Below are 25,184 nucleotides of genomic sequence, written 5' to 3'. Positions count from 1 at the left end.
CATCTTCCGTCATGGAAGATGTTTTAGTTTTGTTCTATTTCACTTTTTTCCTTCTCATCCATTGTGTGGCAGCCCACTTATCTCCTACTATAACGGGGGCACCACCATGTAGGGTAAGGTCATTTAAAGTTTGGTCATTATAAAAGTATTCAAAATACACAGCCATGCCCTTTTGTGGAGATACTGAAAAATGAAGCTTTGGAAAATACGTTTCCCCACCCTGCTCTACATCGCTTAAATACATGACAAGTGTGCTAATTCTAGGGTTGTTGTTTGCCTTATTGGAAGAATTGAAAAAGTCAAAATGAGCCTTATATTCCTGCCCAATCTTATAATTTAGAATTTGAAGACCTTCTCCATATTCAGTTGGTATATTCATGATCTGTGAGATCCTCTTTTCAATTCTCGTAACAATGACATTTTCACTTTCGTCTAAAAATGTACTACTGCTCGTTCTCATGTTATCTACATTGGCATTCACAATTTTTGAACGATGCATTCGATCTTTAGACAATCTAATTAATTCATCACATTCTTCATCACTTAACACATTTCCCAAAATGACGATTAGTGGCTCTTCCAATCTAGCAATAATTTTTATTTCACGATCTTCTGTTATAATTTTATTGCCAATATGACTAAAAATAGTTGGCTCTTTAATTGGTAAATCTGTAGCATCCATTGTCAACTTTCATCAACCTCTTTAATCGTTTAAATTTTAAAAACAAATGGATTGATCTAAAACAGAAAGCAGTAATTTATTCGTTTTCTTTGGTCCCTCCTGTTTATCAAAATGGATGTAAACTCTTACAAACTTCTCCTGAAAGAATTTGCTTTTTTATTTTATACCCTGAAAGATTATTTTTCTATTATTTTTTGAAAAAAATTACATATTACCGAAAGATTAATAGGAAAAAGCCTAGGTACAAGTTAGAACTTGTGTCTAGGCTTTTACCTCTGGGACAGTGGACCTGTCCCTCTGTCCGCTTATTTATTTTTTACAGTGACATCGCCACTTACTGTTTCTAATTGTATTAAGGCAGTTCCTTCACCCATTTTGGCATTTCTTTCGTATTTATCAAATATAATTACATCACCTGACAATGTCTTCACCTCAAATTGAGCATTGCTAGGTTCCTTTTCCGATTCAATTTTGATATCACCATTTAATGTTTTTCCATAAATGGCATGTCTAATTTCATTAATTGATATAAAAACGTCTCCATCGACAGTATTTGTTGTAAGTGGACCGATAACATTTTCTAAGCTAATATCCCCAGTGAATGCACGTGCATTGAAAGATTGTACAGGTGCATCTGACACATTCAAATCACCACTTTCTGTAACCAATGCAATTGCTCCTTGTACTTCTTCCATCTTCACATCACCAGTCAAAGTTTTTATATTCATCTTCTCAGAACTGATATTCTCTAATTTCACATCACCATCAACTGTTGTTAGATTAATCGTTTTTGACTGAAAGTTTTGTAAAGAAACATCAGAAGAAAACCCATTTACTTTTATGTTGTCATAGATTTTTTCTGGTGCAAATATTTTTAAATTCAAATCTGTAGTATAGAAGGTAAAGTTAAACCATTTTTTATTTTCAGATTGCAATGCAATTAAAAGTGTTTGATCGTCTTCAGTTACGGAAAAGTCTTTCATTGTTTTTCCTACACCTGTGCCAACTAGCTCAACCTTTGCTTCATCCATACTTGGAACTGAAATGAATTCTACATCGATACTATCTACATTTACTTGTATGGAAGTGATAGTCTCATCTTCAATCTGTCTTATTTCATTAATGGCAACTTCTTTATTCACTGATGCATATGTTACCGCACTTCCGATTACACCAATTAGAACTAATAAGGAAGCTACTATAGTAACCTTTTTAATCATACTGGTTTCCCACCTTTCACAATGTATACATTGAATTTCAGATAACGAAGGAATCCGTTTTTAACACCAACCGTTGCATAATACATCCCAATAGAGATAAATAGACCAAGTCCGCATAACCCAATTGAAAAGAACACATCAAACCATTCAAAAATTTCCGGATAGACGATGGCATTAGCAAATACTAATAAAGGACTAATACCCCCAGCTATGCCAGCTATCCAACCTGCTGCTAAAAGGGCAAGTATAACAAGAAATGGTCCAAGAACAAGCAACAAGTTAACAAACCCAAGACCAATCACGGCCCAAACGGCTCTGAACATATGTCGAGTGGATGAGGTTACTTCCATTTTTTCAATATGAAAATTGGCTAGTAATTCTTTCGAAAGTTGTTTTGGAGAACCAAGTGATTCTGCTATCTGACCTTCTGTTTTACCTTGCTCTACACCCATCAAAAAATATTCCTCATAATCTTGTAAAATATCCTCTTTTTCATCTTTTGGAAGCTTTCGTAACTGCCGCTCCAAATCTGATAGAAATTCCTTCTTATTCATTAGACATTCCCTCCTTAATTAATTGGTTGACTCCTTTAGAGAATTCCTTCCACTCGTCGACTAATTGATGTAAGTATGTCCGCCCTTTATCTGTAAGTCTATAATACTTTCTTGAAGGTCCTTCACTGGATTCCTGTAAATATGTTGTGAAATATTCTTCCTTCGTTAACCTTCTTAACAATGGATACACAGTTCCCTCCGAAATTTCAATTTGATCGGAAATCTTCTGTACGAGTTCATACCCATAGCGATCTTTTTTATCCAGCAATACAAGGACACAAAGCTCTAGGACTCCCTTTTTGAATTGAACGTTCATGCGGATTCACCTCGCTCTTTATTAATTTTTATCGTACAACAGACACTACCGTGTAATAAACAGTACCTAACAAAAAAATATAGCAACTAGGAATAATATAACAACAAGTACTGAACATTGCAAGGTACTGTTTTATAAATTTACATATTATTTACATTCCTCATTAAAAGAACCATTGCAAAAAGGCACACTTTTTTTAGTGTGCCCCCTTACGTAATGCTTCCTGTCCCTATGTGAAGTAGTGATTTAACGCGATTTGTTCAGTTAATTTGTAACATTCATGCTTGAAGTCAAAATCACATCATGTAATCTTTCAATTAAGTCAAGCTGGAGGAATCCATTTCCTTCAGCGCTTTTCCTGTTACCTAGTGGTACTGTTCGTCTGACGAGTTGGGCATAGACCTCTGCTTCACTAAGTGTTCGTTCAAACTCTTTTTCACTTACATTAATCAGTAGAGCGATAGCACCTGCGACATGCGGAGCTGCCATCGAAGTTCCTGTTAGTTGTGCATATTTATTATCTGGGTATGTTGAAACCACATCAACACCAGGAGCAACAAGATCGATTTCCGTGTTGGTGTTGGAAAATGGAGCTAGCTCTAAATCCATGTTTACAGCCCCTACCGAAATCACTTCGTTATACGCACCAGGGTAGGCATATTCAAATGTATCCTCTTGAGAATCCCCTTCATTTCCAGCCGCAACGACTACGGATACATTTTGATTAACCGCCTGCTGAATCGCCTCATGTAACTCAGGTACATCTTCGGGACCTCCTAGTGACATGGAAATCACACGAACTCTTTCATCGGCTGGACCTCGCCACTGCACTGCATAGTGAATGGCATCGATAATCCATTCATAGTTTCCTGACCCTTCTCCCGTTAACGCTTTTAAACTCAATATTTGAGCCTTTGGTGCAATACCGACAACTCCTTCATTATTAAGACTTGCCGCGATCGTACCAGATACGTGGGTACCATGTCCGTTATTGTCTTCAAATATGTCTGTTTTTCCCTGATAATCCGTGGTAAAATTCCGTCCCGCTATAATTCGATCTTTTAAATCTGGATGAGACGTGTCAATTCCGGTGTCAATGACTGCAATGACAATGCCTTCACCTTGACTGCTTTCTTCCCATATTGAAGGCGCCTGTACCAATTGAACTCCCTCTGGTGTTTCATTTGTTTGATCCACAACTGACTGAATGGTAAACGGTAATAATTTGACTTGATTTTTCACGATGGGTTTCCTCCTTCAAATCAATTTTCAAAACTAATTACCTTTATTCCCTTCTGTCCAATCTAGGTGTGGTTGGCAACCTTCATTGGTTCGGGAAGGTTTGTTTCATTTTATCAAGGCTCCATATTTTTAACAAGTAAATAAACTGAAAATTATAAAAATGAATACTTTGTCCCAATTATGAAAAGCAGACTATTTTCTTATTATTTGGTTTACGTTTTGGGGATAGTAAAGTAAATGGAGGGTGAATGACATGGAGACTTTTACTCATTATAAAATCAATGAAACAGAAAATGGAATTGAAGTTGTCTTATATATGAATGAAAACACAACAGAATTCTCTGCAGAATTAGGGTCGATTTCAAACGTGCAGGAGACAAGCTTAAAAAATGAAGCAATTAGCTTTATCAAAAGAAAGCTGCCTTCTTTAAAAATTAAAACTGTGAAAGTGATGGCTGGAGGAATCCTATTTTCCATTCTAGGCATTGGTGCATTACCTGCAGATAAAGCATCTGCAGCAAAGAAAACAAGCACACCTTCACATACTGCCTCTTTATCTTATACGGTTACCGCTGGTGATACACTATATAGTATTGCACAACTGTATGGCACAACAGTGAATGCCATTAAAGAGGCCAATCATTTAACTTCAGATCTTCTACAAGTTGGGCAGACATTATCGATTCCTTCTGGCGGTATACCAATGGCAATCCCTACTCACAATACATATCAAGTTGTTTCCGGGGATACGTTATACAGTATTGCACAGCAGTATGGCACTTCAGTGGATGCCATCAAGAAGGTCAATCAACTGTCTTCCGATGTATTAAGTGTTGGGCAAACGTTAACGATGCCTTCTGGTGATACTTCATCTCCTACTCAAACGACTACAACCTATCAAGTGGTTTCGGGGGATACATTATACAGTATTGCGCAGCGGCATGGCACTTCGGTGGATGGTATCAAGAAGGTCAATCAACTGTCTTCCGATATATTAAGTGTTGGACAGACGTTGACGATGCCTTCTGGTGTTGCATCATCTTCTGGCCAAGCTTCTACTACCACTCATCAAGTAGTTTCGGGGGATACGTTATACAGTATCGCGCAACGGCATGGCACTTCAGTGGATGGTATTAAGAAGGCCAATCAACTGTCTTCCGATATATTAAGTATTGGACAGACTTTGACGCTCCCTTCTAGCAGTACGGTGACTCCAGCTCCAACTAGTGAATCTACTTATCAAGTTGCTCCCGGAGATACGTTATACAGTATTGCTACTCGAAATGGAACGTCAATTGATGCGATTAAGAGAGCCAACAATTTATCATCAAATTTATTAGAGGTTGGTCAGGAGTTAGCCATTCCTTCTGGTAGTTCGAAGACACCGGCTAAAAAATCGATCGCTTCCAAACAACAGTCAGCCTATAACCAAGAAGATGTCGAGTGGTTAGCAAAAATGATCTATAGTGAGGCAAGAGGTGAATCACTTCAAGGGCAAATTGCCGTTGGTGCAGTTATCATGAATCGGGTAAAAAGTCCTTTATTCCCTAATACCGTAAAAGATGTTTTGTTTGAAAAAAGCAATGGGTATTATCAATTTACACCAGCAGAAACGGGTGTTATAAAAACGGCCACTCCGAATGCCCAACATATCGAAGCAGCCAAACGAGCTATAAGTGGAGAAGATCCAACAAATGGAGCCTTATTTTTTTACAACCCTAATAAAACATCAAGCTCCTATCTGAGAAGCCGTACAGTCTCAACTACGATTGGGAACCATGTGTTTGCTTTTTAAAGAATAACCCTATTACTCGTAGCTTATATCTAAACAATTTTTATGGGAGGTTAAAGAAAATGGCTAAAAACAATAACAACTCACAAAATAAGATTAAGTATAGTATCTGGGACACAAAGACTGATAAAAGTCATACAATACCCACTTCTAATTCTTCTGAAACAGTACAGAAAAAATGAAGAGTAGCACAACATGATAAAAGAGAACTATTTAAAGAAGGGAAGAACTGCCTTGAACTTTAAAAGCAAATTACAGGAAGCTCAAGATATTATTCATCAAGCACATTTTCATCTAAAACAAGTTAATTCGAACAGTATCGAATCCGAAGCATGTCATTTTGCCCAAAATGAACTAGAAAAAGCGCAACAGATTATACAACAGGTTCAACAACAAATACATAATTAGAATATGATGTAAAAAAATGGCTGGAGAAAATGGATTCCAGCCATTTGATATATTTATTTATTCTTTTCTAGTTGAGTTTGGGTTTCAAATTCAGGTTTAATTTCTTTAGCTATTTCTGTGGCTATATCGAAGTTCACATCAAAAGGATTTCTTCTTATTTTAGAGGAACTTTGAAATGAATTTGTTGCTTGCTGAAATCTCTTTTGAACTTCTTGATTGACTCGGCTATTTCTACTTCCAAATATACTAAGGATTGCTACTCCTAAAATAGAAATCCAAATCCACCCTTTATTGTTCTGTTTTCGTTTGAATAATTTCATTGATTTTTTACCACCCCACCTATTAAGTAAGGATGACAGTAGTTGCATATAGTTCATTTTGCTTCCCTCCTCACTATAGTGTGTGGACGAGACAAAAACATTATATGTGGTAATTTTTATGTCTTAGCTTGAGATAAAAATTTTTAAAATCGGATAACAAAACTTAATTGAATCTATATAAAAAGGTTCCAATCATAACTGGAACCTTTAACTGTACAAATTGTTTATTTAAAACTATTCATTTTTATGATCTTTAATCAACACACCTGTATTTCAACTGAGTGCTCCACTTACCTTCTTAGTTAATCATTTTGCTCATGTTTTTCCAAAATTCGTTTCGCAAATGTGCCTTTTGTATTTTTCCGGAACCTGTTTTAGGCAGCTCTTTTACAAAGCTGACTGATGTTGGTGCTTTATAGTGAGCGAGCCGTTCCCTTGCAAAGGTTATGATTTCCTCTTCTGTTACCTCTTCTCCATCGCGTACAACCACAACGGCATGTGGGGTTTCTCCCCATTTTTCGTGAGGGATGGAGATTGCGGCTGCTTCCACTACCGCTGGATGTTCGTACAAGATATTTTCCACTTCAATGGACGATATATTTTCTCCGCCACTGATAATAACATCTTTTTTCCTGTCTACAATTTCGATATTTCCGTCACTGTCGACGACTCCCATATCACCGGTATGAAACCAGCCATTCCTGATAACCTCATTTGTTGCCTTTTCATTTTTCCAATAGCCTTCCATTACACCGTTGCTCCGGATGACCAGTTCTCCAATTTCCTGACCGTTAGGTGCTACTTCCTCACCTTTTTCATTGAACACTTTCACTTCTGTTAAAAACATTTGATAGCCTGCTTTTGATTTCATCCGGTATTGTACTTCTTTTGGCTCATCCAAATGTTGGGCCCGGATAATGGACGTTAGAGTCAGTGGGGACGTTTCTGTCATTCCATAAATCTGAATGAATTCCCACCCCATTTCATCCTCCACTTTTTCAACAAACGTAATAGGTGGTGCGGAACCGCCAATGATAACCCTTACATTTTGATTTTGACCTAAATTTAGTTTATTTTGATCGTAGTATTGTAACAGTGAATTTAGTACAGTAGGCGCCATGTGCATAATCGTCACGCCATGCTTTTGCAACTTCTCAAAGATGATATTGGGACGGGTTTTTCTTAACATGACCTGAGTAGAGCCATTGCCTGTGTAATAAAATATCGAGCCCCAACCATTGACATGAAACATTGGCAACACATGAAGCAGCACATCCTGATCACTTACACGTAAATGATGCATTACTTGAAGGGCTTGAATGTAATTATTTCGGTGAGTGAGCATAACACCTTTCGGGTCTCCTGTCGTGCCACTTGTGTATAGTAGGCTGGCAATATCTCTTTCGTCCATTTCTGCACGTTCAAACGGCTTTTCCGGAAATTTGACCATCCACTTATCGTAATCAAGATCATCTTCTTCAAGTTTGATGTTGCCTCCTCCGTGGACAATGATCTGCTCAACATTTAACTGATCTCTGACTGGGTCGATAAGATCGTACAATTCCCAATCGACAAATAATACTTTCGTTTCGCTATGGTTTAAAATAAACAAATAATCATTTGGTTTTAACCGAATATTTAGCGGGACAGTAACGGCTCCCAATTGAAATGCTCCGTAGAACCCTTCTAGCATTTCCAACGTATTCGGTGCCAAGATAGCAACCCGGTCCCCTTTTTCGACCCCCAGTTCTTTCAACCCATGGGAGAGTCTGTTTACTCTTTCATTCAGTTCAAAATACGTGACAACCTTTTCGTCATCAATGACTGCCGTCTTATCTCCATATAGCTTAACGGCTCGATCTAAAAAATCTGTCAATAGTAACGGTACGTACATGTTAACTCCTCCAATGAATCTAGTTTTAGGGTATATCAAACTATATTGAATCATCTGAAAATAACTCTCGTTTTTTGCATAGGTAAGTGCATGCGTAGCAATAGGGTGTTTTATGGTCTGAATTTAACAACTCGATTCAATAGCGTATCAGCAATATAAATGTCACCATTTGCCCCTACAGCAATTCCTTGAGGAGAAAAGAAATTTTGATCTTCTCCACCAAATTGCCCAATCGTATCTAAATATGTTCCGTTTGAACTAAACATTTGTACGCGATTATTTGATGAATCAGCGACATAAACATTATCATTTTGATCCACTGCAATGCCAACCGGGAGGAATAGATCTCCGTTTCCTTCACCCCAATTGTCTAACGGATCAATTTGTGGGTTCCCACCATTCGTCCCCCACTTAGTAATAAATTTTCCTGATTGATCAAACTTTTGGATTCGACTATTGTATCTGTCGACAACGTAAAGATTATCATGAGAGTCCACTGTAATAAATGTTGGTTGTCTAAACTGGCCATCTCCCAATCCTTCTGATCCCCAACTTCTTACAAAATAGCCAAAGGGATTAAACATTACGACTCGATTATTTCCAGTATCAGCGACATAATAATAGCCGTCACTTGTTGTCGTTACACCCATAGGAAAGCTTAAATTATAATAACCAAAGTTAGATAACCATGAACCGTTTTGACTAAATACTTGGATTCGAGAATTTCCTGTATCAGCAATGACGATCTCATTATACTTCTTATTAAATGTTATCTGCTTTGGAGCGATAAACTGCCAATAGTTAATCCCGTAAGCTGAAGGACCACCATTTCCGTTGTTGCCACCCCATTTACCTAAGAGGCTTCCATTATTATCGAATTTTTGCACACGATGGTTAAAGGTATCGGTAACATAAACGTGATCGTTATTGTCAACCGCAATTCCTACAGGCTCTGAAAACACGCCATCAGCGTTCCGTAAATTTCCTAAATAGGATTGAACAGAAGCATAGGTTGAATACCCTCTAAATTTTATTAATCGACTATTCCCTGTATCAGAAACGATAAAGTAACCATTTCCAAGCGGCAATACTTGAGAAGGGAAACTAGGTTCCAAATTATAAATACCTAAGTCTGTCGAATATTGATATTGGTGGTTGCTATTATATTTCTTAATTTTATGATTTGTTGTATCTACAATATAGACATCTCCATTTGTATCCAAGTTGACTCCTCTAGGATAAAAAAATCGGCTTCCACTATCTCCACTCTGACCAGTTGCACCAATTTGTCCAAGATAATTCCCATTTACGTCTAAAATTTGTACACGATGGTTAAAAGTGTCGACAACATATACTTTATCACCATTTGTATCTTGTTTTATAGCGATTCCCTGAGGTAAGCGAAATTTGCCATTTGCCGTTCCTCGACTACCGTATTGATATAAGTAAGTTCCATTTTGATCAAACACCTGAATACGATCATGAAATTCATCGGTAACATGATAACGATTTTGACTATCAATGGCAATTTCTCTAGCTAGACCAAACTGTCCATTCCCTGAGCCACGGGACCCCCAAGCCTTAATAAAATTGAAATTAGAATCAAACTTTTGGATACGATTATTTCCCGTATCGCCAACTAAAATATTTCCATTATTGTCAATTGCTACACCAAATGGCGTATTAAATTCTCCGTTTGCGCTACCTAGCTTTCCGAACTTTTTAATGACTTTTCCGTCTTGATCCATCTTGACAATTCTATGATTACTCATATCAGCTACATAAATGTTTCCACTTGCGTCCTTCGCCATCGCTACGGGCGTATTAAAAATGACCCCCGTTCCTTCAGTAGCCTCTCCCCAAATGTCAACAACAGAATGAGCACTAACTGTTCCACTAAATAGTAAAAATGCGATTAAAATGGAAGGCAATATTTTTCCAAACCGTTTAGCGCTTTGATTCATCTTGTTTTCCCCCTAGTTTTGAACATCACTCCCAATTACTAAAAGCCGCTACTTAGGCTTGGCTAGGAATATCCCATATTTCTTACGCGACTTCTTCTTTTGCATGAACCTTCCGCATGAACGAGTTCACGTCTGCCGGCACTTTTCTATCCAGTTTTGATACGACATAGACGGATAAGAAGCCGATAGGAACAGTAATGATGCCAGGAACTCTAAACTGCAACGCTTCTGGTAGAACGGATGAGAAAAAGATCATGAACATGGAAGCCAAAAGACCCATCGTCAGACCAGCGATTGCTCCTTTTTCAGTGATGCCCCGCCACCATATACCAAGTATAAAAATAGGTGCAAAGGTACTTGCCCCGACGGTAAATGCAAGGGCTACAAGGTGACCGATTGACGCATTCTTGACCAATAAACCAAGAATTCCGTAAAACACTCCGAGAAATAAAATTGCCCATTTCCCAGCACGTACACGTTGTTTTTCCGTTAATTCTTTCTTTGAAAACTTTGCATACAAATCATGGGCGATCGCTCCCGAACTGGCAATAAACAGTCCGGACAAGTTCGAGAAAATGGCAGCAAAAGCGCCTGCAATAACGAATCCTAGAAGCCATTTCCCCCCAAGCGCTGTCGCAATGGACGGAATCACCATGTTATCACCGCCGGTAAGTAAGTTCTTCATAACCTCCGGACTTGCATTCCCTTCTAAAAAGATTGCTCGGCCAACAACACCGAGGTACACGGCAAGCCCAAAGAATAAACTGGCGATGCCAATCGACATAACCGCAGACTTACGCGCAGCTTTGGCATTTGGATTTGTGTAAAAACGCAATAAAATATGTGGCAACCCGATTACTCCCAGTGCGAGCCCGATTACCATGGAAACGCTGTGCCAAAAGTTCGGATTAAATGCACCGGATTTGTACCAGGTTTCCCCGTTAAAAACAATATCTTTTCCGTCTGCTGTAAAGGCTCCTGTGTTTATGATGGCTCCACTGAATTCACTAATGGTCAGCAAAATCTTCTGATAGTGGAAACCGCCATAAATGGCAGCCGCAACCATAACGATAAAAGCCCCCAATCGGATCCAAAGCTCCAATGCCTGATTTAATGTCGTTCCTTTCATTCCGCCGACTCCGACATAGAAAATCATGACAACACTTGTAAAGATAATCCCAAATTCATAGGAAATCCCGAAAAACATGCTTAAAATAGATGCTGCTCCTAGCAACTGCGGTGCTGCATAGAAACCTGAAATAGCCAAAACAACGACTACTGCGATAATCCTGGCTCGTTTGCTGTGAAAGCGATACGCAACAAAATCGGCTACTGTATACGCTCCCAATCGTCGCAAGGGACCAGCAACAAATAGTGCCAAAAGTGTTAACCCGATTGAAAAGCTAAATGTATAAAAGGCACCGTCATAACCAATCGCAAAGGTGAGACCTGCTAACCCAAGAAATGTCGCAGCGCTCAAATAGTCTCCAGCAATGGCCGAACCATTTGTAAACCATCCAAATACACGCCCACCAACGAAAAAGTCACTTGCACTATCATTCCTTTTTGAAAGATAGGTAATATAGACAATAGTTCCAAGGAGAAGAATGGTAAAAAGATATTTGGGGTCAAGTAATTGCATCATACAACAGTCTCCTTCTCTACTTTATTTCCGGCTGAAGGCGTGATAGTCTGAACTTTCTTTTCCCATCTCTCATAGAGCTTCGTGTGCACATAAGCAATGATAAAGGCCATGACCATGGCAATTATCGAAGTTAAAAACCAGCTGGCCGACATTCCGCCGAACAACTTGGCAAAAGCCCAATCCGGTTTAAACCAGTTCATCACCGGAACCGAAAAAATAAAGACAAAATAAATAATGGTCAATGATAACCCGGTTCGAAATTCGGACCTAACAATATACCTTGTTTCCCTATCCAGTTTTTGGAGCTTTTTGATGTCAATCGTTTCACACGGCTCATCTGTCATGACAAATTCTTTTTCTTTCAAATCAGCTTCAACTCCCTTTGTATTTTGTAGCTTTGCCGGGATCACCCAGTCAAAACACGTATGTAGCCGGCTTTTTCATTAATCTAAATCCCCAAACTTCTTTCACAGCACCTGGAACTCAATTGAAAAATAAATTCATCATTATTTACTTTTTCGTTGGAAAGTAATTGTAAAATCCCCCCTTGTGACTCACCCCCTGCCTTCAAAGTAATTTAAACGATGGACCTGTCAAAATAACCTTTTTACAAAAATCTCCTTTGTTATATCCATTAATTTTTGTCGTTTCTTCCCCCTTTCTTCGTCAACTAATTTGTCCGTTTTCCATTTGTGAAAAGTGAATCACTTTTCAATTTTTGATTATACTAAATTTTCCTAATATTTTCAATAAAGTTTTTTTCCATGATTCATCATCCTGCATTTCCTATATTTCAGAAAGTACTTTCACATTTTAGTTCTCCTATTCCGACTATTTTTCAAACCTTTCAAGCCCTTAAAATAAGGAAATCTTAACTTTTGCTGCCAATTACGATATGATTAAATCAGAAAACTCCCAAAATTGTTACTTCATATTTTCACTTGATATTATTTCGCTTATCCATATGCATGAGGGAATGGTTAACATAAAATTAAATAAGAGGTGATTCACATGTCACTTAAAACTGAAAAAACATTAACGAAAAAGGGGTTAAACACACGAAGAAAACTATTAAAAGCGGCTGAAAAGGTGTTTGGTACCAAGGGGTATTTTGAAGCGTCAATTGTCGATATTACCCAAGAAGCAAATGTTGCACAAGGGACTATCTATAAGTATTTTCCTTCGAAAAAGGCTATATATGATGAATTAGTTCAGCAAATGAGTCGGGATCTACGCCTTTATATTAAACAGGCGATCGATAAATCACCTCTAGTCGATGTGCATCGGAGAGGTTTTGAAGCGTTTTTTGAGTGGGTAAGCGAAAACCGAAACTTATACAGCATTGTTTTCCAGGCAGTTATTGTTGATAAGGATTTATATCGCTGGTACTACGAGAAATTAGCATCTGGTTATATTAGAGTTTTAAAAGAAGCTGATAAAACTGGTGAATTTAAGTCACTAAATCACGAAGCGTTGGCTTATAATTTAATGGGCATCGGTCAGTTTATCGGGATGAGATGGATTTATTGGGAAGGCGAAGAGGTCCCTAAGGAAGTGTTAGATGAAGCAATGGAGATGGTCTTACACGGAATTTTGAAGTAGGAAAATTCGACTTCTTATTAAGGAAGTTTAAAAGATTTCTTTAAACTCCAACATGAAAAAAGTTACTCTCTGCTCCAATAAATTCGGTAACCCGAATACATTCATGCAATGTGATGCACCATATGAATCGAAATGAAATTTCATGTATAATAAAATGATCTCAATCAAAAGGAGCGAAGTACATGCAAACCATTGCAGGAAAAGTGGCATTAATTACTGGAGCAGGCAGAGGAATTGGACGAGCAACAGCAATTGCTTTTGCACAAGAAGGTATTCACGTAGGCCTAGTGGGACGAACGCTTGAAAACGTACAAAAAGTAGCAGATGAACTTAAACAATATGATGTGAAGGTAGCATTCGCTGCAGCAAATGTAGCGGATTTAGATTCGATTACCCAAGCGGTTGAATCCATTCGAGGAGAACTTGGTGCAATCGATATTTTAGTAAACAATGCCGGCATTTCAAAATTCGGCAGTTTCATGGACTTAACCCCTGAAGAATGGACCAATATCATCGATGTCAATGTAAAAGGTGTGTACTACACTACCCGTGCAGTCTTACCAGAAATGTTAGAACGTAACACTGGGGACATCATTAATATTTCATCAACTGCTGGTCAAAAAGGGGCACCCGTTACAAGTGCATACTCAGCTTCAAAGGCTGCTGTTATCGGACTAAGTGAGTCCTTAATGCTTGAAGTGCGCAAGAAAAATATTCGAGTAACAACGTTAACACCAAGTACGGTTGCTACTGATATGGCGGTCGAGCTTAATTTAACAGACGGCAATCCAGAAAAAGTGATGCAACCAGAAGATTTAGCAGAATTAATGGTTGCTCAACTAAAGCTTCATCCACGTGTTGTGTTAAAACATGCAGGACTTTGGTCGACAAATCCTTAATCATTCCAACAAAAAACCTAAACACAAATTTGCGTTTAGGTTTTTTCGTTCTGGGACGGTAACTGTACCTATGTCCCCATCGTTATTATTTTATAGGTGTCTCTCCCCGCTTCTTTTGCTTCATATAGAGCAATGTCAGCCGTTTTTAATATGGAGGAAATCGAGATTTCATCTTTAGGTACAATTCCAATCCCAATGCTTGTTGTTAAATGGAACGTTTTATCACCAATGAACCAAGGTTCGTGTATAGTCTTCTGTATATTTTCAAGTATGTTCCCTATTTCGACTTCTTGGGTATCAGGTAATACAATGACAAATTCATCGCCACCTAGACGTGCAATAAAATCAATATTCCTCAGATTTTTTCTGATTCTATTCCCAAATTCAATGATGACAGCATCTCCAGCATCATGTCCCATTTCATCATTTATCGATTTAAAATGATCGAGATCCATCATTCCAACGACAAGTCCATTTATCTTGTTATTTACGTAATCATCTACGGATTTTTTCAAGAAATCTTTTAAATACCTTCGATTCGGCAAATTCGTCATCGAATCATGGAATGCAAGATGCTTCAGTTCTAATTCATAATCCATTTGTGATTGAATATCGCTTGATACACAAACCATATAAATGAATTCATTATCTTCATTAAAAACAGGCGTTGCCTTCATATCAAACCACATCCACCCGTTAACCGCATGCTTTTTTCTTATATGAATTCTTCCGGACTTGTCCATATGAATCGCATGTAAGATCGTTTCCTCTAAAAGAGATTTATCTTCAGGATGAATATTATAAGTAAAATGTTTACCTATTAATTCCTCTTGCTCATAGCCTAATATATGTTTATGAGACGGGGAAGCATCAACGATGAATCCGTGTGGGTCCAGAATTGTGATCAAGTCTTGTGATTTTTCGGTAATAATCTTAAGACGTTGTTTTGTATCCATATATTTTCGTGTGATGTGGATGAGGTTTGTGATATCCTTCATCATGGAAAAAATCCCAACGACTTGGTTATTTACAATAATTGGGGTGAATTTCACAACAAGCTCGATTTGCTCTCCCGTTTTCTTGTTCATGATTAATGAAAAATCTAATAGCTCACCTTCTATAGCTTTCTTAAAATTCGCTTGCAATAACTCAACATTTTTCTGATCGAATAAAGCAGATAAATCAGAATATGCAATCTCATCCATGCTATAACCGGTTAGGGCTTCAACCTTATTATTACCTTCTATGATGTCACCGTCGATATTAAATGTGATAATAGCATCCGAATTATTCTTATAAAGGGAACTGTACTTCTGATTGCTCTCATTTACCTTTTTCCAATATTCCCGTAGTTCGAATTCTCCCCACTTCTTCTCCGTTATATCATGAACATGTGCAATAACATGGGTACATTGATTAGTAACCCTATCTAGTAGTGGCGTTACTGTCGTTTCAGAATAATACTTCTCCCCAAGTAACGAATTATATGAATCTGTATATTTTATACTTTCTGCTTTTGAAACCGCAAGTCTATATTGTTTATTAAGGAAATCCGCTCTTTCTTTCGGATAAACTTCTGAGATGGATTTTCCGATTATTTTTTCGTTTAAACCTGTTTTCTCCATCGCTGTATGATTCAGACATTCATAATAGAACTCTGTATCATCCCCTACTTTTACAATAAACAATGGTTCCTTAATACCTTCCATTATGACTTGATGTAAAAATTGATTTTGTAGTTCCTGCATTCGTCATCTCCATTTTGTTGGTATCGTTTGTTCCTTTTCGAAAATCACCATGGTTAGCGCCTTTGTATTTTTGAAAGATAGCTACTTGGATTTTCGTCAATAAAATCCCCATCATTAAACAGCGGATTTTGCTTCATTTGTAATGAGATTTTATTTAAAATTGATGCCAATTCATCCCGATCAGATTCCTCCATTTGAAACTCTACACCATATTCAAACATGTCTTGCTCTTTCTCATTATACCGAACGATTGTTCCGTTTAAAATCGTTTCCTTACCCAAAAGAGTTGTCTTAAAGTTATACAAAATATCGGAATGTGGCTTAAGTTTTAAATGGCTTACAAACCGTAACCCACCCAATCCAATGTCTAAAACCATCACATCCGTTGTACCAAGGGTAACAGCTTTTCCGTTAAAGGATACGATTGTCATTTCGGTATGTAACGGAAAGAAAGGAAAACTTACTCGATAATATTTACGACGGTTCATTGGAGCCCCAGACTTACTGCTCGCAGGCTTTATCTGACTCATTTTAAAAAGTTCAGTCATCCTTTTCGAGGAAACCGATTTGCTGTAGTAGTATCCCTGGATTAAGTCACATCCCAATGATTGCAGGATACTAAATTGTTCCTCATTTTCTACCCCTTCTGCTACGACCGTTTTATTTAATCCTTTTGTAAGCTCAATAATCGATTTTACGATTATTTTATCCTCTACATTTTTATGAATGTGTTGAATAAAGGAACGATCGATTTTTATGATATCAGATGGCAGTTTCTTCAAATAATGGATGGACGAATATCCCGTCCCGAAATCATCCAACGATAGTGAAATGCCCATCGCTTTTATTTGCTCAATTTGATCCTGAACAACACTTGTTTCTTGTAACAAGGTACCTTCCGTGAGCTCAATTTCCAGATGTTTTGGATTGATCTGATACCTACTAATTGTAGTTTCTAATATACTAATTAAGGAGCTTTTTAAAAAGTCCTTAGCTGATAAATTAAATGAAACCGTCTTAAATTGAATACCTTGCTCTTCCCATTGGCCCACTTGCTTACTTACCGTATCGATGACAAACTCTGATATTTCACGGTGAAAATTACTTTCTTCTGCAATCGTGATAAATTCCAATGGTGAAACTTCTCCCCATAGTGGGTGTTTCCAACGGATTAGTGCCTCTGCACTTGTTGCTTTTTGCGACTTCACATCCACTTTTGGCTGGTATTCGATATACAATTCACCATTCTTAATTGCACTCTGTAAATCTGTCTCTAATTGAAAGGTTTTAAAGGATTCAATATTCATATTTGCAGCATATAATTGATAGTTTGCTACACCATGCTTTTTTGCTCGTTTTAATGCAGTGTTTGCATTTTTTATAAGTTCAACCTTATTTTGTCCGTCATCCGGATAAACACTAATTCCAATGCTAGCCGTGATTCGAATCGAATAATCCTGAATTTGGAGTGGAGCTTGAATAATATCAATAATCTCTTTCGCATGACTCATATACTCTTCATTCTTCATGGAGCATTCTACAACAGCGTACCATTCATCTCCTTGAGAACGGAAAAGGAAAACTCCTTTATTTAGGTATTTTTCAAGTTTAATGGATAATTGCTTAAACGCTTCGTCCGCTATTTTAAATCCTAATGTATTATTAATGCGGCTAAACCCATCTAAATTCACACAAAACAAAGCAAATCTTTCTCTTGTAGTTTTATAGCTTTCAATGACCTCTTGTATATGTTCACTTCCGTTTAAAAAGTTTGGAAGATTCGTCAGTTCGTCGTGTGTGGTGATAAAATTTATTTTCTGTTCTAGATGTAAAGCATTGGTACAATCTTCTATTACTCCAACAATTTTTCCGATATTCCCCATCTCATCTTTAACGGCAACTGTGGTTTCATTAATCCATTTAACAGCACCACTTGGGGTTATAATCCGATAAGTGTGTGAATTTTTACCTTCTTTGGTTAATCTCGCATAAATTGCTGAAAAATCGATAGTGCCCCCTTGATACCAAAGTGATTTCCAATACTCGATTGTTAAATTCTCTTTGGAAATTTCCAAAATTTCTTCAATTTTTCTAGAAACATAGATTATTTCTTTGTTTTTTAGATCAATAGTAAATAAGGCCAAGCCTAAGTGGTTCGATATTAACCGGTAATAATCGAGCTTTTCACTATTATTAAATGTGGTTGCGATGTCCTCTACAAATGTTTCCATATTACTACTTGAAAGACTCTCAAAATAAGCATCAATACCCTTTTTTCTCTTTAAATCAACCTCATGGTGTTTTTTTCGGAGTCGATCTAATAATTTCATTCTTTTCCTCCCCCAGGAAAATCTAGTGATGTATGTCTTATTCATTTTCATTAGTTTCAGTCTTTACTCAGCGCGAAGCTGTTCTTTACCTTAAGATTTAATTAAATTGCCAGTAAATAAAAAAAGAAACTTCACCGAAAAACGGGAGTTTCCTTTTCTCTCCATCATTTCGGTAACCCGACTACCATAGCATGATTGCGTTAGGCTCGTGGCTTTGCGTCCCTATCTTTTGATAAGTTTGCCTTTATCGATGTAATACTTATTCACTATATGTATTACTTTAGTACTAACTTATAATAGTAGAAAAAGATTTTATATTCAACAGGTTTTTAAAAATACCAATTAAATGCAAAATTACGTTCTACCCTTCTAAGAATATCCAAAATAATTCCCAGTATCTGTGCTCTTTATCACATTTTTTTTGATGATTTGTGAAAGTGTTTAGGGGCAGGTCAGTGGGTAAGATGAGTCGAAAAAGAGCCCAACCCTAGTATTTAAGGCTTCTAACAATACTAGGTGTCAGGCATGGAAGAATTTTCGGCAACTTTAGCTTAGTTTGTTCGAATTTGTTTTTATTCCAACTTATATCTTTTGCATTAATCCCATCAGTATGGATTCTGCTAAATTTGGTTAAATCAACACGCCTGATACTTCAAGTGGAGTTAACGCATTGGTGTGATTTACAAATACAAACGCATCATAACGTTCAGAAATGACAGACGGGACATAGTTTCCATAATGTTCAAATTGTGGATGATAGACAACGCCAATTGCACGATGGCCAATTGAGTTAGCAAATAAATGTCTGTTTTTATCCGTAAAAAGTAGGAGTTTATCGTAATTCCCCGCTTTATATAGTAGATCTTCCCAACTTCCTGTGTTTGCGGGAGGTGTATTCATTTTTTCAAAGTTTTCACCCCACTCACTAGCTGCGATAACCGTACCATGATGTGTACCGAAACCTACAATATACACATTTTCAGAACCTACTTGCTCCCTCAAGAGTTGTCCGACATTTACAATTCCTTCATTCGCCATATCTGTAGCACGTGCATCCCCAACATGTGTGTTGTGCTCCCAGATGATTCCTTTGGATTGATGGTTATAAAAGGAATCTATTTTATGGATGACCTCAACCATGTGACGGTCTCTGATATTCCATGATTCATTATCATTCGTTATCATTGTTGTATAGTAGTTTTCAGCATTAGCAGTGATAAGTGAGTTTACCTCTACGTTTAAACTACTTTCTTCTGAATCATGATAGATATGTTTGTTAACACTTATCTCCGTTAAAAGTTTCGTAACTTCTTCATGACAGCCTTCGGAATAAAATGCAGACGATAGTGCATACTTTTCTGCATCACGATTAAAAGGTTCAAAACAGGCGAACGCCTTTCTCGCGATCTCAAGATCAGGAGAGTTTCGTTTTTCTAAATACTTTAAAATTTCATTCATGGATTCCCATAAGCTATAGATATCAATCCCATAAAAGCCAACCTTTTTTTCACTCGGTTTTCCTTGGTTATATTCTTTAAGCCATTCAATTAAGTCAATGATTTCTTCATTTGCCCACATTCACGTTGGCCAACGTTTAAATGACATGAGTACTTCTCGTGCATTGTTATATTTAGTTGAATACCCTTTAATATAGCGATTCACCTCTTGGCAGGCTGGCCAATCACCTTCCACAGCGATAAAGGTAAAATCTTTTTCAACGATTAATTTTTTCGTGAGTTCCTTTCGAATTTGGTAGAACTCAGACGTGCCATGTGAGGATTCCCCTAACAAAATGTATTTCTCATTTTTTATAGAAGTAACAAGTTGTTCAAAATTCTCCTTAGGATTTCTAATTGGAAATGAATGTTGTTGTACCGCTTGTATCATTTTATCAACCATATGAACCCCTCAGTTCTTGTATTCTGCATTATACGAATTCTCACCCGAATGAACAGAAAGAAGAGTATCCGCATATCCAACCAACCGGTTTACAAGCTCATCAGCAATGGCGTAAACAAGTTGATGAAGTGACGAATGATGTAAAACAGGGTCATCAAATATGATGGTGGTATTTATGAAGATTTCCTTTGTATCAAATAAGTTATAATGAATAATCACCTTTCCAGCTGCACCACCGGTAATCGGATCTTGATAGTTCGGTAAAAAAACATACCATTCCTCTGCAGAAGGAGATCGAAAATTTTTGGTAAAGGTAAAACCTGCAATTTCTTCCTCTATTTGTTTCCTCATTTGAGGATCGATAACAGCAATGATGTTTTTTTCCATAAGGAATCTTACTCCGCGGGATTAGCATCAACAGCTATCTCATACGCATCTAGTACCATGTCACGTTCGGATGAATCGTTGATACCTGTTAAAAACTGGCCATCCTCCGTATTTTCCACTTGCATGACAAATGTGTGATTTTGATCCTGTTCAGAACGTAACAATGCATATGTTTTATCCTTCATATCAAATAAGGCCTCAATCGAAAACTCTTTTTCATCCCCGTTCTCATCTAAAACAACAATTTTATCCCGATACACATCACTATTCATGAACACACCTCCTGTAATTTGCATTCATATCTTTTCCTAAACGTAAGAAATTAGTTAACAAACTACTGTGTAGACAAAGTTATTTTTTATACGAAAAGAAAAAAAGGCAAGGTAATTATAGATAATCTTTTTGAACTGAAATTTTCAATTCAAAATGATCTTCGTCACGGGAATAAAAATAGCTTTAAACTCACATTGTAAAATTGAATCATTAAAAACATCATTCAACCATTCTAGGAGGGCCCAATGAAAAATAAACGACCAACGAATAATAAAAATCTGACCAAAACCTACTCATCTAATCCCGCTCCCCATTTTGATTTGCCTAATCAAGAAAAAGGTATTAAAACATTATATTTAAATGAGAAAAGTAAGGAATAGACGGAAGGATGAGCGTAATTGAAGTACATAAAAATAAACACAGCAAAAGGAATTAAGGCAAACCAGGAATTTGTTGAGTTCAAACAAATTCAACAAGAAGAAGATACTTCAACAGAAAGTCAAATTGTAAGAGATTATGATAGAGCATGGGAAGATGACCGCATTTAAAAGCCCTTTTTTCAATTATTTCGTTTCACAAAACTTAAAATAAAAAAACAACTCTTATTACGTATTAAGAGTTGTTTTTTTGAATATTGGCTTTTAATGTAGATTTTGCTGTCCCATTAAAAATCAGTTCTCGTTTTGCCGATGTTAATGGCTATTTTTTTTGCTCCACTTTGTATTCATCTTCATTTTCTTTTCGAACAGATTCTAACCCATATCCTGTTGAACTTATTTCTAATGTTTCATTTTCTTTTCTTATTAAATTGGTATCATCATTATATTGACTCTTATCCATAGTACCCTCCTGAAATGTAAATTAGCCTCTCTTATTTGGTTAATCAGGTTCGTCTTTTTTCTATGTCTTTCACAAATGTAATCTAAATATTTTTTAGTATATTTCGCGGAATACATGATCTAGATCTTCAAATTCTTTTAGATCTTTTTCCTGTGGATTGTCTGATTCTACTGTCCACTTACTATCAATTGGGGCTAACCAGCCATCATTATTTTTTTGAAAAGGCAGATGAATATGATGGGTTTTTCCATCTTTTCGAGTTGTATATCCAAGATAGTAGCGATCGTCTTGTCCTTCTTCTTCAAAAATTCCGATATTTTCAATTCCATACTTATTTATATATGGTTGAAACGATTGCTGTAGTTCATTCATAATTTGTTCACGAGATAGATAATCCACTAAAAATTCTCCCTTCCTAGTTCTTTTCCTTAATATGCCATACTTTCGTTCATTTAAACCGTGTTTCTTCATACGGATTTAGCTGCTGCATTAATGGTAAAAAATGTAATGAACACTGAGATCTAGTGATAATGATTAAAGTGGATAGAAAACAATGAGGATTTGGTAGATGACCACAGGATTGTCCAAAAAATAAAAAACAGAGTACCATAAGTACTCTGATATTATAGAAATGGGTCTGGATAAATTATGGTCTGTGTGATCTAATGACGATTAGAGCGTTTTTGTTTTTGTATTATGTTATGAAAGTATATTCTTGGTTTCAAAGATTATGGAAATCGAACAAAAAAAGATACACGTTTATAGGAGATGAGAGGTGGGAACTCCCTTTAAAGGTTACGTTCCTATTGCAAAAACCTAATTTACCCTAGTAATATTCTATTTGCATCGCAATTTGCGGTGCTTTTTAAATAAAAAAGCCTTGCAGATACCGAGCTATCCCTATGAATATATATAATCCATCTTTCAATTAAACTAATCCTTTAGTACATTCCATAAATTAAACTTTTTATGTTGACTCTATTACAATTTCCCCTTCTTGTGAAGGTACTTCAAATCCGTTTAGATAAGAAATTAGTGTATCTTCGGTGATCGGAAAGGCAGCATTTGCATCAAATCTTTTACTTCGCCCTTTCAATCGTTCGCGAATAACTTTAGGACTAACTTTCAAATAAATAAGTTTCCATTCACCACCAGCTTCTTCAATCAGCTGTTTGTATTCAACTCGTTTGGCCTTTTGCCAAAAACTAAAATCAATAACAACCTTTCGTTTATCCTGAATAAGCCTTACCAATTGATTACGAAGTCTTCTTTCAGCTTCAATTTGATAATCGTTATATTTCTCAGCAGGATAATCAATTCCATAACGTCCATTAACCTTCCAGATTTCTTCATCAATCGAAAGACGAACAAACCCTTCTCTCTCCAATTGTTGTGCATATGTAGTCTTCCCTGAACCTGCGACACCACACATCATTATAATTAATGGCTTTGAAGTTTTTTGGTTTATTATTTCCCCGAATTGTTCTTTCATCATAAACACCCCTATATATTATTCCTCAATAAACGTACATGCAGCATTCCTTCCAATACACTTTTTCACAAATATATGCTGATTTTAACAAAGTACCCAGAATATATATAGAAATTAGGGAACGAATACAACTTTGTATTCCTAATCGTTTATGATAACGTGTCCAATAAATGCAAGTTAAAATGTACCTACATTACTGTTTACACTTCACATTTGACTATGTATTCGGCATTCAAATATATTAATCTAGTTAAATTGATAGGCAATATAGCCTACAATTTTAAAGAAAAATACTTTGACCTCTCTTATCATAAAACTTCCATTACTCTTTTTCAGGATAGGGCCCTTAGATACAGGCTTTGTATTCAGTCATAATATTGTGGATGATCGTTCTGACAGGAAGGATTTCATTGATTTCATGCACTCTTGCTCCTGCAAATACAAGACCATTCTCACAATCCCCATTCATTGATGTAATCATAGAATCCATTGTACAAAAGCGATAAGAGCAATCTTTTAGACAATCAATACACTTCTTGATTTTTACTTTTTTATTATCTGATATAAGTTCAGTAAAATGATTCTTTATTGCACGACCTTCTAATCCCACCGTTGTTTTTACCATAACTGTATCTTCTTTCTTCGCTTGTACATATTTTTCTTTAAACGTTAATGGTGCATCACATTCGTTACTAGCAACAAATCTTGTTCCCATTTGTACTCCGGAAGCCCCTACTTGAATGGCACGAGCAAGATCTTCCCCAGTCATAATCCCTCCAGCAGCAATTACGGGTATCCTAACGGCTTCTACCACCTCTGGCAAAATTTCGAACAAAGGTCTTTCGGTACCTAGGTGCCCACCGGCTTCATTGCCTTCTACAACAACGGCAGACGCTCCCAATCGTTCAGATATTTTCGCAAGTCTTGCTGAAGACACAATTGAGATAACCGGTATTCCAGCTTCTCTGCCCCAACTATACATATCTCTTGATATTCCAGCACCTGAAATAATGAAATCAACTTTTTCCTCAATAGCTACTTTCATTTTTTCGGCAAAATCATTCATCGCAAAAAGAACATTCACTCCTATATATCCGCCATCCTGAATGGATTCTTTCGCCTTTCTTATGTGATATCGCAATTCATCAAAACTAATTCCAGTGCCTGAAATAATACCAATCCCTCCAGCATTTGCAACAGCAGAAGCAAGTCCGCTTAAAGAAATACCTACTCCCATACCACCTTGCAAAATTGGAACCTTGGGCTCCATATGGCCTATTTTTAATTGTGGAAAGTTCAAAAGAATACCCCATTTCATTATTTTTGTTATCGTTCAAGCTTATTGTAACGACTGGATATCAATTGAATAGTTACAAATATAATACCTAATCCTAAAAGTAGATCATAATTTTGATGTTGTCACAAAAGATTCAAGAATCGATTCAATTATTGGGTTAGAGGGACAGATCCTTGTTGGATTTGGTCATCCTTTTCTTCGATAATCCACACCATAGTGAACTAATCCCTTCCACAAAAAAGTCACAGGCTTCTGAACTGCCCCCTGTCAAGTAGACAGTGGAAATAATAAAAAATGACCTAAGCGGCTTTAGCTCTATATTCCATAGGGCTGAGGCCGTTTAGTCGTTTTTGATATCTATTGTGATTATAGAAATAAAT

At 36.8% G+C, this 25,184-nt stretch carries 25 protein-coding genes, 1 pseudogene and 1 riboswitch; of the genes and pseudogenes, 6 read left to right on the top strand and 20 right to left on the bottom strand.

Translation table 11 applies throughout. The features are described from left to right. Positions 1 to 34: 34 nt before the first annotated feature. The 5 genes from DZB84_RS20920 to DZB84_RS20900 form a co-directional block, all read right to left on the bottom strand. Complete coding sequence (locus DZB84_RS20920) at positions 35 to 682, bottom strand: 2OG-Fe(II) oxygenase (protein WP_116354292.1); 648 nt, start codon at positions 680 to 682, stop codon at positions 35 to 37. 305 nt (positions 683 to 987) lie between these two features. Beyond that, positions 988 to 1,902 carry a DUF4097 family beta strand repeat-containing protein gene (locus DZB84_RS20915; RefSeq protein WP_116354244.1) on the bottom strand — a complete coding sequence of 305 codons (915 nt, stop codon included), beginning with the start codon at positions 1,900 to 1,902 and terminating at the stop codon, positions 988 to 990. Next, positions 1,899 to 2,456 carry a DUF1700 domain-containing protein gene (locus DZB84_RS20910; RefSeq protein WP_116354243.1) on the bottom strand — a complete coding sequence of 186 codons (558 nt, stop codon included), beginning with the start codon at positions 2,454 to 2,456 and terminating at the stop codon, positions 1,899 to 1,901. The genes DZB84_RS20915 and DZB84_RS20910 overlap by 4 nt, the downstream gene beginning before the upstream one ends. Beyond that, positions 2,449 to 2,772: a PadR family transcriptional regulator gene (locus DZB84_RS20905; protein ID WP_116354242.1), complete on the bottom strand. Its 324-nt coding sequence runs from the start codon at positions 2,770 to 2,772 to the stop codon at positions 2,449 to 2,451. The genes DZB84_RS20910 and DZB84_RS20905 overlap by 8 nt, the downstream gene beginning before the upstream one ends. Before the next feature lie 264 nt (positions 2,773 to 3,036). Next, positions 3,037 to 4,014 carry a S8 family peptidase gene (locus DZB84_RS20900; RefSeq protein ID WP_116354241.1) on the bottom strand — a complete coding sequence of 326 codons (978 nt, stop codon included), beginning with the start codon at positions 4,012 to 4,014 and terminating at the stop codon, positions 3,037 to 3,039. A gap of 253 nt (positions 4,015 to 4,267) precedes the next feature. On the opposite strand from DZB84_RS20900, the gene DZB84_RS20895 reads away from it, so the two are divergent. Beyond that, positions 4,268 to 5,809, top strand: a complete 1,542-nt coding sequence (locus DZB84_RS20895) for a LysM peptidoglycan-binding domain-containing protein (RefSeq protein WP_116354240.1) — start codon at positions 4,268 to 4,270, stop codon at positions 5,807 to 5,809. 192 nt (positions 5,810 to 6,001) lie between these two features. Next, entirely contained in the window at positions 6,002 to 6,214 is a 213-nt protein-coding gene (locus tag DZB84_RS20890; protein WP_116354239.1) for a hypothetical protein, read from the top strand. Positions 6,215 to 6,267: 53 nt separating this feature from the next. On the opposite strand, the gene DZB84_RS20885 is transcribed toward DZB84_RS20890, so the two are convergent. The 5 genes from DZB84_RS20885 to DZB84_RS20865 form a co-directional block, all read right to left on the bottom strand. Continuing rightward, positions 6,268 to 6,591: a hypothetical protein gene (locus DZB84_RS20885; RefSeq protein ID WP_116354238.1), complete on the bottom strand. Its 324-nt coding sequence runs from the start codon at positions 6,589 to 6,591 to the stop codon at positions 6,268 to 6,270. A 241-nt stretch (positions 6,592 to 6,832) separates the two neighbouring features. Continuing rightward, positions 6,833 to 8,428, bottom strand: coding sequence for a long-chain-fatty-acid--CoA ligase (locus tag DZB84_RS20880; RefSeq protein WP_116354237.1), 1,596 nt, complete (start codon positions 8,426 to 8,428; stop codon positions 6,833 to 6,835). A gap of 110 nt (positions 8,429 to 8,538) precedes the next feature. After that, positions 8,539 to 10,392, bottom strand: a complete 1,854-nt coding sequence (locus tag DZB84_RS20875; RefSeq protein ID WP_116354236.1) for a 6-bladed beta-propeller — start codon at positions 10,390 to 10,392, stop codon at positions 8,539 to 8,541. A gap of 82 nt (positions 10,393 to 10,474) precedes the next feature. After that, on the bottom strand, positions 10,475 to 12,034 hold the full coding sequence (locus DZB84_RS20870; protein ID WP_411266281.1) for a sodium/solute symporter: 1,560 nt from the start codon (positions 12,032 to 12,034) through the stop codon (positions 10,475 to 10,477). After that, the gene (locus DZB84_RS20865) at positions 12,034 to 12,402 is read right to left on the bottom strand and encodes a hypothetical protein (protein ID WP_223254525.1); all 369 of its coding nucleotides are present in this window, start codon (positions 12,400 to 12,402) and stop codon (positions 12,034 to 12,036) included. Before DZB84_RS20865 ends, DZB84_RS20870 begins: the two co-directional genes overlap by 1 nt. A 646-nt stretch (positions 12,403 to 13,048) precedes the next feature. Here DZB84_RS20865 and DZB84_RS20860 point away from each other — a divergent pair. Beyond that, positions 13,049 to 13,639 (top strand): TetR/AcrR family transcriptional regulator, encoded by a 591-nt coding sequence (locus tag DZB84_RS20860; protein ID WP_116354234.1) that lies wholly within the window; start codon positions 13,049 to 13,051, stop codon positions 13,637 to 13,639. A 182-nt stretch (positions 13,640 to 13,821) separates the two neighbouring features. Then, complete coding sequence (locus DZB84_RS20855; RefSeq protein WP_116354233.1) at positions 13,822 to 14,538, top strand: 3-ketoacyl-ACP reductase; 717 nt, start codon at positions 13,822 to 13,824, stop codon at positions 14,536 to 14,538. A 68-nt stretch (positions 14,539 to 14,606) separates the two neighbouring features. Here DZB84_RS20855 and DZB84_RS20850 read toward each other — a convergent pair whose 3' ends face one another. The 5 genes and pseudogenes from DZB84_RS20850 to DZB84_RS20830 all read right to left on the bottom strand — a co-directional run bounded on the left by DZB84_RS20850 (position 14,607) and on the right by DZB84_RS20830 (position 21,174). Continuing rightward, positions 14,607 to 16,286 (bottom strand): diguanylate cyclase domain-containing protein, encoded by a 1,680-nt coding sequence (locus DZB84_RS20850; RefSeq protein ID WP_116354232.1) that lies wholly within the window; start codon positions 16,284 to 16,286, stop codon positions 14,607 to 14,609. A 53-nt stretch (positions 16,287 to 16,339) separates the two neighbouring features. Then, a complete protein-coding gene (locus DZB84_RS20845) occupies positions 16,340 to 18,616 on the bottom strand; it encodes an EAL domain-containing protein (RefSeq protein WP_189655330.1) in 2,277 nt (758 codons plus the stop codon). A gap of 168 nt (positions 18,617 to 18,784) precedes the next feature. Next, positions 18,785 to 18,869, bottom strand: a riboswitch (cyclic di-GMP riboswitch). Between the two features lie 377 nt (positions 18,870 to 19,246). Continuing rightward, positions 19,247 to 20,515: pseudogene (locus DZB84_RS20840) on the bottom strand (erythromycin esterase family protein). A 9-nt stretch (positions 20,516 to 20,524) separates the two neighbouring features. Then, entirely contained in the window at positions 20,525 to 20,902 is a 378-nt protein-coding gene (locus DZB84_RS20835) for a hypothetical protein (protein ID WP_116354230.1), read from the bottom strand. Positions 20,903 to 20,910: 8 nt separating this feature from the next. Then, the gene (locus DZB84_RS20830; RefSeq protein ID WP_116354229.1) at positions 20,911 to 21,174 is read right to left on the bottom strand and encodes a DUF1292 domain-containing protein; all 264 of its coding nucleotides are present in this window, start codon (positions 21,172 to 21,174) and stop codon (positions 20,911 to 20,913) included. 246 nt (positions 21,175 to 21,420) lie between these two features. On the opposite strand from DZB84_RS20830, the gene DZB84_RS25485 reads away from it, so the two are divergent. Together DZB84_RS25485 and DZB84_RS25060 are read left to right on the top strand one after the other, a co-directional pair. After that, positions 21,421 to 21,555: a hypothetical protein gene (locus tag DZB84_RS25485; protein WP_262983989.1), complete on the top strand. Its 135-nt coding sequence runs from the start codon at positions 21,421 to 21,423 to the stop codon at positions 21,553 to 21,555. Between the two features lie 18 nt (positions 21,556 to 21,573). Next, positions 21,574 to 21,723 (top strand): hypothetical protein, encoded by a 150-nt coding sequence (locus DZB84_RS25060; RefSeq protein ID WP_189655329.1) that lies wholly within the window; start codon positions 21,574 to 21,576, stop codon positions 21,721 to 21,723. A 151-nt stretch (positions 21,724 to 21,874) separates the two neighbouring features. Here DZB84_RS25060 and DZB84_RS25055 read toward each other — a convergent pair whose 3' ends face one another. The 5 genes from DZB84_RS25055 to DZB84_RS25675 form a co-directional block, all read right to left on the bottom strand. Continuing rightward, on the bottom strand, positions 21,875 to 22,015 hold the full coding sequence (locus DZB84_RS25055) for a hypothetical protein (protein WP_189655328.1): 141 nt from the start codon (positions 22,013 to 22,015) through the stop codon (positions 21,875 to 21,877). A 93-nt stretch (positions 22,016 to 22,108) separates the two neighbouring features. Continuing rightward, positions 22,109 to 22,414 carry a DUF5634 family protein gene (locus tag DZB84_RS20825; RefSeq protein WP_116354228.1) on the bottom strand — a complete coding sequence of 102 codons (306 nt, stop codon included), beginning with the start codon at positions 22,412 to 22,414 and terminating at the stop codon, positions 22,109 to 22,111. Between the two features lie 568 nt (positions 22,415 to 22,982). Further along, positions 22,983 to 23,510 carry a P-loop nucleotide/nucleoside kinase family protein gene (locus DZB84_RS20820; protein WP_411266280.1) on the bottom strand — a complete coding sequence of 176 codons (528 nt, stop codon included), beginning with the start codon at positions 23,508 to 23,510 and terminating at the stop codon, positions 22,983 to 22,985. A gap of 343 nt (positions 23,511 to 23,853) precedes the next feature. Next, the gene (locus tag DZB84_RS20815) at positions 23,854 to 24,825 is read right to left on the bottom strand and encodes an NAD(P)H-dependent flavin oxidoreductase (protein WP_189655327.1); all 972 of its coding nucleotides are present in this window, start codon (positions 24,823 to 24,825) and stop codon (positions 23,854 to 23,856) included. Between the two features lie 278 nt (positions 24,826 to 25,103). Next, positions 25,104 to 25,184, bottom strand: an 81-nt coding sequence (locus DZB84_RS25675; RefSeq protein WP_142759824.1) for an IS3 family transposase, incomplete at its 5' end; no start/stop codon positions are given.

Source organism: Bacillus sp. HNG (assembly GCF_003400205.1).
GTDB lineage: Bacteria > Bacillota > Bacilli > Bacillales > Bacillaceae_L > Ferdinandcohnia.
Note: the sequence above shows the minus strand (reverse complement) of the source record. Positions and strands in the feature narration are given on the sequence as shown.